The organism is Dietzia sp. B19, assembly GCF_014145155.1.
In the GTDB taxonomy this organism is placed as follows: Bacteria; Actinomycetota; Actinomycetes; order Mycobacteriales; family Mycobacteriaceae; genus Dietzia; species Dietzia natronolimnaea.
In genome coordinates, this window is record NZ_JAALED010000361.1 from 1 (window position 1) to 1,479 (window position 1,479).

Annotated in this window: 2 protein-coding genes; both read left to right on the forward strand. The window is 68.8% G+C overall.

All coding sequences use genetic code 11. The features are described 5' to 3' along the window. The coding region (locus G6020_RS10820; protein WP_277815268.1) for a molybdopterin dinucleotide binding domain-containing protein at window positions 1-340 on the forward strand (340 nt) is incomplete at its 5' end. After that, window positions 337-1,479: NADH-quinone oxidoreductase subunit NuoH (nuoH, locus tag G6020_RS10825; RefSeq protein WP_182610632.1), on the forward strand; the 1,143-nt coding region annotated here is incomplete at its 3' end. The genes G6020_RS10820 and nuoH, both read left to right, overlap by 4 nt.

Sequence of the window (1,479 nt, forward strand, 5' to 3'; positions counted from 1 at the left end):
GGTGGCGGATGCGCGCGCCGGGCAGGCCGTCCTGGCCACCTGGCGGTTGCTGCTGGACTCGGGGCGGATGCAGGACGGTGAACCGCACCTGGCCGGGACGGCCCGGACCCCCGTGGCCAGGCTCTCCGCGGCCACCGCCCTCGAGGCCGGCGTCGCGGACGGCGATCCACTGACCGTCTCCACGGAGAGCGGATCGATCACCCTGCCCTGCGTGGTCACCGCGATGCCCGATCGCGTGGTGTGGCTGCCGCAGAACTCACCCGGGTCGACCGTCAACGCCACGCTCGCCGCGGCCGCGGGGGACGTCGTCCGGATCGGCGCCGGGGAGGGGGCCTCGTGACCTCGCAGGGATATGCGGACCTGTCCGCCTTCGGCATCGACCCGTGGTGGCTGGTGCTGCTCAAGGTTCTCGCGGTCTTCGTGTTCCTCGTGGTGACGGTGCTCGCCGCGATCTACCTCGAGCGCAAGGTCATCGCCTGGATGCAGATGCGCGTGGGACCCAACCGGGTCGGCCCGCTGGGCATGCTGCAGAGCCTCGCCGACGGCGTCAAGATCGCCCTCAAGGAGGGACTGATCCCCGCGGGGGTCGACAAGCCCGTCTTCCTGTTGGCGCCGGTCATCGCGGTGATCCCGGCGTTCATGGCGTTCGCGGTGATCCCCTTCGGACCCGAGGTCTCGATCTTCGGACACCGGACGCCGCTGCAACTCACCGACCTGAACGTGGGCGTGCTCTACATCCTGGCCGTCACCTCGATCGGCGTGTACGGCATCGTGCTGGCCGGTTGGTCCTCCGGCTCCACCTATCCCCTGCTCGGTGGGCTGCGGTCCACGGCGCAGGTGATCAGTTACGAGATCGCGATGGCACTGTCCTTCGTCGGCGTGTTCCTGTTCGCCGGAACCATGTCGACCTCGGGGATCGTCGCCGCTCAGTCCGAGGTCTGGTTCGTGTTCCTCCTGGCGCCCTCGTTCCTCATCTACGTGATCTCCATGGTCGGCGAGACCAACCGCGCGCCCTTCGACCTCCCCGAGGCCGAGGGCGAGCTGGTCGGGGGGTTCCACACCGAGTACTCGTCGCTGCGGTTCGCCATGTTCATGCTGGCCGAGTACGTCAACATGACGACGGTCTCGGCCCTGGCGGCCACCCTGTTCCTCGGCGGCTGGCAGGCACCGCTGCCGTTCTCCCTGATCGACGGCGCGGACTCCGGGTGGTGGGCGCTGCTGTGGTTCGTGATCAAGGTGTGGGGCTTCATGTTCCTGTTCATCTGGCTGCGCGCCACCCTGCCGAGGTTGCGCTACGACCAGTTCATGGGCTTCGGCTGGAAGGTGCTCATCCCCGTCTCCCTGGGATGGGTGATGGCCGTGGCGAGCATCCGGGCGTTCTCGAACGCCGGTTACGACGGCCTGACCATCGCGCTGGTGACCGCCGGCGTGATCGCCGCGGCCGTGATCGTGGTGGCCCTCCGCACCCGGATGGGCACC